Source organism: Actinoplanes sp. NPDC051513 (assembly GCF_044454685.1).
Taxonomy (GTDB): Bacteria; Actinomycetota; Actinomycetes; order Mycobacteriales; family Micromonosporaceae; genus Actinoplanes.
This window is the reverse complement of the sequence record NZ_JBITDW010000063.1, coordinates 1-5,133: the sequence shown is the minus strand read 5'-3', so window position 1 is coordinate 5,133 and position 5,133 is coordinate 1. Positions and strand designations below refer to the sequence as shown.

The following is a 5,133-nucleotide window of genomic DNA, read 5'->3' as shown; positions in this document are numbered from 1 at the left end:
AAGTGGACACGGACACCAGGATCTCCGATCCCCACCCTCAGGTCATCACCCCACACTCACACGGGGTGTCTCACACGATCTTGACCGAGAGGGCTTCTCTGACGTCGTCGCCTGCGCCGCGCAGGCTCGCGCCGCCGCGATGGTGACCGCGCCGTGCTGGTCCACGGCGCAGGCGCGGCACAGGCCCTGCTCCGAGCCTGCGAACTCGACGAACTGGAGATCCATCTCGTTCCGGTGCTCCTGGGCGCGGGCCGCCGGCTCTTCGACCCCACCGATACCGGGCACATCGAGCTGGAACTCGTCCGACGACTGGAGGATCGCGACGTGACGCACCTGCGCTATCGGATGCTGCGGTCGTAGTGACTCAACGGAGGTGGGAGGCGCGTTGCCGCGCCCGCAGCAGCGGCAGGTAGGTGCGGGCGTGCTTGTGGTCCTCGCCGCAGTTGCGGGCGGCTGACTGGCCTGGTTGCCCACCACGGCCTCCCGCGGGCTCAGATGGATGTCCGTGCCAGTCCGAGAATGTCGTAGACCGCCTGAAGACGCATGCTGACTGTCAGGAGAGCTTTCGCCAGAAGTCGCACTGGTGTTCTCGGCTGAGGTCTATCGGCCTGTCACCCTCGGGCTGCAACTGCAGTGCGGTCATGTCGCCGGGGGTCGTCGGTGGCCAGAGGCTTGGTGCGGCCGGATGCCCTTCGCGGGCAAAGGTGGACCAGTATGTGATCATGCGATCCGACAGGCGTTGTTGATGAGCAGCCAGGTGGACGGTTTCGGGGCCTAGGTCGAACAGGTAGGCGACCTCGGCGCCGTGCGGGGCGCCGGTGGGGAATCCGGGTGGGAACAACGGGTCCGCTGGGGGGTGTGGGTCGGCGAACTCGTAGGTGAAGGTCGGTACATGGTGGGCGAGGTCCGTTGCGGATTCCAGCGTGGGGCACGTCCAGCTGCTGTGGGTACCCACGGCAGCCCAGGCCAGTTCGGCGGCATGGGCGCCGTTTCGCAGCGGGTACCGTTCGGCGATCTCCGCGGCGTGCTCAGGAAACGAGGTGCGAAGCAGCTGTTGATATTGCGGGGCGCCCTGGGACTCGTCGATGCCGAACAGCCGGCCGAAGAAGCGATGCTCGTCTCGGGTGTTTCTCGGCAACGGTCTCGGTCGGATGGGCCGGATGGAAGAAGAACTTCACCACGTTGAGACCGTCCTGGCATTGTGGCGCGCTGTAGGAGACCGGCTGGGCGAATCAGGTGCGCTCAACGCCTTAGGTGCAGCGTACATACACCAAACCGCCTCCAAGAGGCGGTAGAGAGCTACGAACGAGGACTGCATCTTCGCCGATTGACCGGCGACCGGCACGGCGAGGTGATGCTGCTAAACAATCTTGGCAACGCGTACCGCCAGATTGGTCAAGTTGACCGGGCGATCGATCAGTACAAGATGGCCATTGATGCCGCCAAAGAGATGGGCCACCCGTCGATCGAAGCGCATGGCCTTTTCAACCTGGGCCACGTCCACCGTTTGGCCGGGCAGCTTGAGCAAGCGGTACGCGACCTCGAGCACAGCATCACGCAGCATCGGCGCATCGGCGACCGTCATCACGAGGCAGCCGCGCTGATCTGGGGAGCCGGACTTTGGCCAGGATCTCGTCGGCGGTCGCGGTCCATTGGAACGGTCGCGGATCGGTGTTCCAGGAAGCGATGTAGGCGCGGATGGTGCGGACGAGGACCTGGACGGATGCGAAGGTGCCGCGGCGGATGGCCTGGCGGGTGATGACGCCGAACCAGGTCTCGATCTGGTTCAGCCAGCTGGAGCCTTTCGGGGTGAAGTGGAAGTGGACGTTCGGGTGGGCGTCCAGCCAGGCCCGGACGTCCGGGGTGGTGTGGGTGGACAGGTTGTCCAGCACCACGTGGATCTCGCGGCCGGCGTGCGGGGCGACGGCCTTTTGACGAAGGCCAGGAACGCAGGCCCGATGCGGCTCGGCGCGCAGTCACCGACGACCTCGCCGGTGTTCACGTTCAGCTTGGCGAACAGGTTGGTGGTGCCATGCCGCACGTAGTCGTGGGTGCGTTGTTCGCTGGCGTCGAACTCGATCGGCAGCAGTGGCTGGGTGCGGTCGAGGGCTTGGATCTGGGTCTTCGTGCGCCACGAGGCGCTGTGTTACCGGGTGGGGATGAAACGCCTGGCGACAGGCCCTCAACACACTCACCGCCCTCGACCATCCTGACGCCGAGAGCATCCAGGCAAGACTCCACGACCTCAACACCGCCTCGCTGACCAGGCCAAGCAACCGAGAAAGCTGACCGGGCTGCCGATATTTCCGCGTCAAGACCGGTTCGGCCAGCAGATCAAATACCTGTCGGTGAGCCGCATGCGAGACCGCACGCCCTGTCGTGGAGATGCTCAGGCGTTCCGGCCCTCGGTTCCTCGCGGCTGACCGGCCAGTTCGTCCAGCGACCGGCCGGCCATGCACGGGCGCTGTAGTGATCCAAAAGCGTCTGCTTCTACCGCCATATTCGCGCGCCGCCGTGATGGACGTGACGTCGCTTTACTGGCGTGCTCGTGCCAGCCCGGTGTGACGGGGAGGACAAAAGTGTGGTTAGCGGGTTGGTGTCGGACATAGGGCGGCGGCCAGTAGGTTGAGGACCTGGGGAAGCGGACCGTGTGGATTCCCCACACCCCAGGTCATCGAGACGGTGACCTGTCGCCGCGTGTCAGCCGTGAGATATGTCCAGGTGGAGAAGCCCGGGGCGTCGCCGTCATGGCCGTACGCCGTGATCCCACACGGCAGCTCCAGCAGCCGCAATCCGAGCCCGTAGTCAGTGGCCGGGGGCACCGGCGTGGTCATCTCCCGCAGTTCGGTTGGATTCACCACGTGACCGCCGAGCAGGGCGGCGAAGAATCGGTTTAGGTCTGCCGTGGTGGAGATCATCTCCCCTGCGGCCCATGCCGCCGACGGGTTGAATTCGGTGACATCGACCGGGCTGACCTGGCCGTCGGTCACCAGTGGCTCGTACCCGTGAGCGTGCGAGCCGTTGATGCGGGGGAACGTTCCGGGCACCACGGTCGCGTGAAGAGCAAGCGGCCGCAGGATCCGCCTTTCGATCTCGGTGCCATATGGACGACCCGTTGCCTGCTGTATGATCATGCCAAGCACGATGTCGTCGGTGTTTGAGTACCGCCATTGGGTGCCCGGTTCGAAGAGCGGCGGGTGGCTGGTCGCCAGTCGGAGCAGCTCCTGTGGGCTCCAGGTCCGGAACCGAATTTTCAGGAACGCCGCCACATCGTGCAATGGTAGTTCGTTGGTGTAGTTGTACAGGCCACTGGTGTGGTTGAGCAGCTGCTGTACCGTAATCCGGTCACCGCTGGGCACGGCGCCCGGCAACCAACGTGCAACGCTGTCTTCAAGGCTCAACCGGCCTTCGCCGACAAGCTGCAGGACGACGGCTGCCACGAACGTCTTGGTCACGCTCCCGGCACGAAAATGCGCGCCTACTGGTATCGGTCGGGCCTTGCCCAGCTCCGCAACGCCGCTGCTGGCGCGCCAGGTACCGCGCTCGTCACGGACCTCGACCAGCGCTCCCGGTGCACCGGCCGCCACGATCGAGTCGAGCGTGTGCCGTAGCTCGGTCCTATCGACTTCCGTCGCGTCGGCCGCGGCAACAGGTATGCCCATTGCAACTGCTGTTGCTGCGACCAGCCCGATACGCCACCATTTCATCATCCACGTCTCCCTCGTGCAAGCAACTTGCGGACGAAGTCAGCCTTGCTGACTTGGGTCCACATCGCTATCCGGAATCGGCCGTAGGTTCTCCGGCCTCATATCGGGGGAACACCCGGTGTCGAGGTCAGGAATAACCCTGAAAAACCTGTCATTGTCAGTAGGGGTAGCGCTGGGATTTGCCGCCGAATTCCCGCAGCATGAAAGACAACACGGGCATCCTGAATCAGGGTAAGGATCAGGACCCCCGGCATAGTCGTCAGGTGATGCCGAATGCGAATGAACGGTTGCTGTTGCGGGCGTGGTGGCGGTTGGCGGCGGCAATGTTGATGAAGCCGGTGGTGCGGAGTGCGCCGATGGCGGCGTTGCGGACGGCGGGCCCTATTTTGCGATGAGTCCCGGGGAAGGTGGCACCAGGCGATGCACTCCAGGGAACCTGCAGGTCCATTGTCCCAAGATCGGCTGGGAGCCTGTAGATGTCAGCGTACTCGCGATCTGGCCCAGTCCGATCTACGTCATGGCCTCCGCCCGAAAGAAATCGGCACACAGGCAACTGGTGTCCGAACTCTGCAGCTGGCTAATAGCGCAGCTTTCCGGCGCTGTCTACAAACTCCAATCCGACGCTGTCCCCGCGTTCGAAGAATTCACCGAACGATAGTTGGTGAACCGCTTGGTGATGTCCACCGGATTACTTCCTGCTTTGCGCAGCGTCTACACGAGCGTCGTCACCCAAAGCCATCCCGGTGCAGACTGCTGACCTCGACCTTGAGACCGCGGCCACGACGACGGCAGGCGTCACCAAAGGCCTAGAGGCCTGGAGTCCGTGCACGTCTTTCCAATCACACCGATTCGGTAGACGAAAGCGGCGAGGTCGATATTGACATCGACCTCCAGGCCCGGGACCGCCAAGGCCAGTAGGTCGGCACCAGCAAGACGAACTCACCTAGATCAAAAGGGAGGTTTGCGCCTGATCCAGAAGGATCCAGGCCCGGCCACCTCGGCAACGTCGCCACGAAGGCGCCGAACAGGGCCAACAGCCGGCACGGAGCGGCCGTCGCGAGCGACCGTAGGCGTCGTAGCGGCTGATGACCGGTAGACCGTTAGTGAGCACGGTTCACGACGGGGTTGAGTCAGGCCGCGCCGGCCCGCAGGCATGATCCCGTCCGGGTGCCGGTCAGTCCTGCGGGGTTGTTGCTGGAGTCCGTTGTTGGGGCGGAGCGGCCCTCACCGCTCTGCCCGGCACGTTGCGGCTCTCCGCGGAAGCGGTACGCATGGCGCCAGTGCTGATCGCGCCGATTATGTCGATCACATAGTTCACTGGCGTGGGGGCGTCGACGTTCTCGTTGATGGCCGACCGGGAGACCTGACCGATGATGTCGCCCGGCGAGTTTCCGCCGTCGCCGGGCCCGGGCTGGATTACCGACAG

Annotated in this window: 6 protein-coding genes and 2 pseudogenes; 2 read left to right on the top strand and 6 right to left on the bottom strand. The window is 64.4% G+C overall.

Features of this window, described 5'->3' with window-relative positions; genetic code table 11:
- Positions 1 to 153 precede the first annotated feature (153 nt).
- The gene (locus tag ACIA5D_RS51660; RefSeq protein ID WP_396038106.1) at positions 154 to 360 is read left to right on the top strand and encodes a dihydrofolate reductase family protein; all 207 of its coding nucleotides are present in this window, start codon (positions 154 to 156) and stop codon (positions 358 to 360) included.
- 193 nt (positions 361 to 553) lie between these two features.
- Here ACIA5D_RS51660 and ACIA5D_RS51655 read toward each other — a convergent pair whose 3' ends face one another.
- The gene (locus tag ACIA5D_RS51655) at positions 554 to 1,138 is read right to left on the bottom strand and encodes a carboxylesterase family protein (RefSeq protein ID WP_396038105.1); all 585 of its coding nucleotides are present in this window, start codon (positions 1,136 to 1,138) and stop codon (positions 554 to 556) included.
- A 63-nt stretch (positions 1,139 to 1,201) separates the two neighbouring features.
- Between ACIA5D_RS51655 and ACIA5D_RS51650 the strand changes: the two are divergent.
- Positions 1,202 to 1,414: pseudogene (locus tag ACIA5D_RS51650) on the top strand (hypothetical protein); the annotation flags it as partial.
- On the opposite strand, the gene ACIA5D_RS51645 reads toward ACIA5D_RS51650, so the two are convergent.
- The 5 genes and pseudogenes from ACIA5D_RS51645 to ACIA5D_RS51625 form a co-directional block, all read right to left on the bottom strand.
- Positions 1,361 to 1,585 (bottom strand): hypothetical protein, encoded by a 225-nt coding sequence (locus ACIA5D_RS51645; RefSeq protein ID WP_396038107.1) that lies wholly within the window; start codon positions 1,583 to 1,585, stop codon positions 1,361 to 1,363. The pseudogene ACIA5D_RS51650 and the gene ACIA5D_RS51645 overlap by 54 nt on opposite strands.
- Positions 1,554 to 2,125, bottom strand: a pseudogene (locus ACIA5D_RS51640) (IS630 family transposase); the annotation flags it as partial. The gene ACIA5D_RS51645 and the pseudogene ACIA5D_RS51640, both read right to left, overlap by 32 nt.
- 460 nt (positions 2,126 to 2,585) lie before the next feature.
- On the bottom strand, positions 2,586 to 3,710 hold the full coding sequence (locus ACIA5D_RS51635) for a serine hydrolase domain-containing protein (RefSeq protein ID WP_396038104.1): 1,125 nt from the start codon (positions 3,708 to 3,710) through the stop codon (positions 2,586 to 2,588).
- Positions 3,711 to 3,966: 256 nt separating this feature from the next.
- Positions 3,967 to 4,155: a hypothetical protein gene (locus ACIA5D_RS51630; protein WP_396038103.1), complete on the bottom strand. Its 189-nt coding sequence runs from the start codon at positions 4,153 to 4,155 to the stop codon at positions 3,967 to 3,969.
- A 726-nt stretch (positions 4,156 to 4,881) separates the two neighbouring features.
- The coding region (locus ACIA5D_RS51625; protein WP_396038102.1) for a hypothetical protein at positions 4,882 to 5,133 on the bottom strand (252 nt) is incomplete at its 5' end.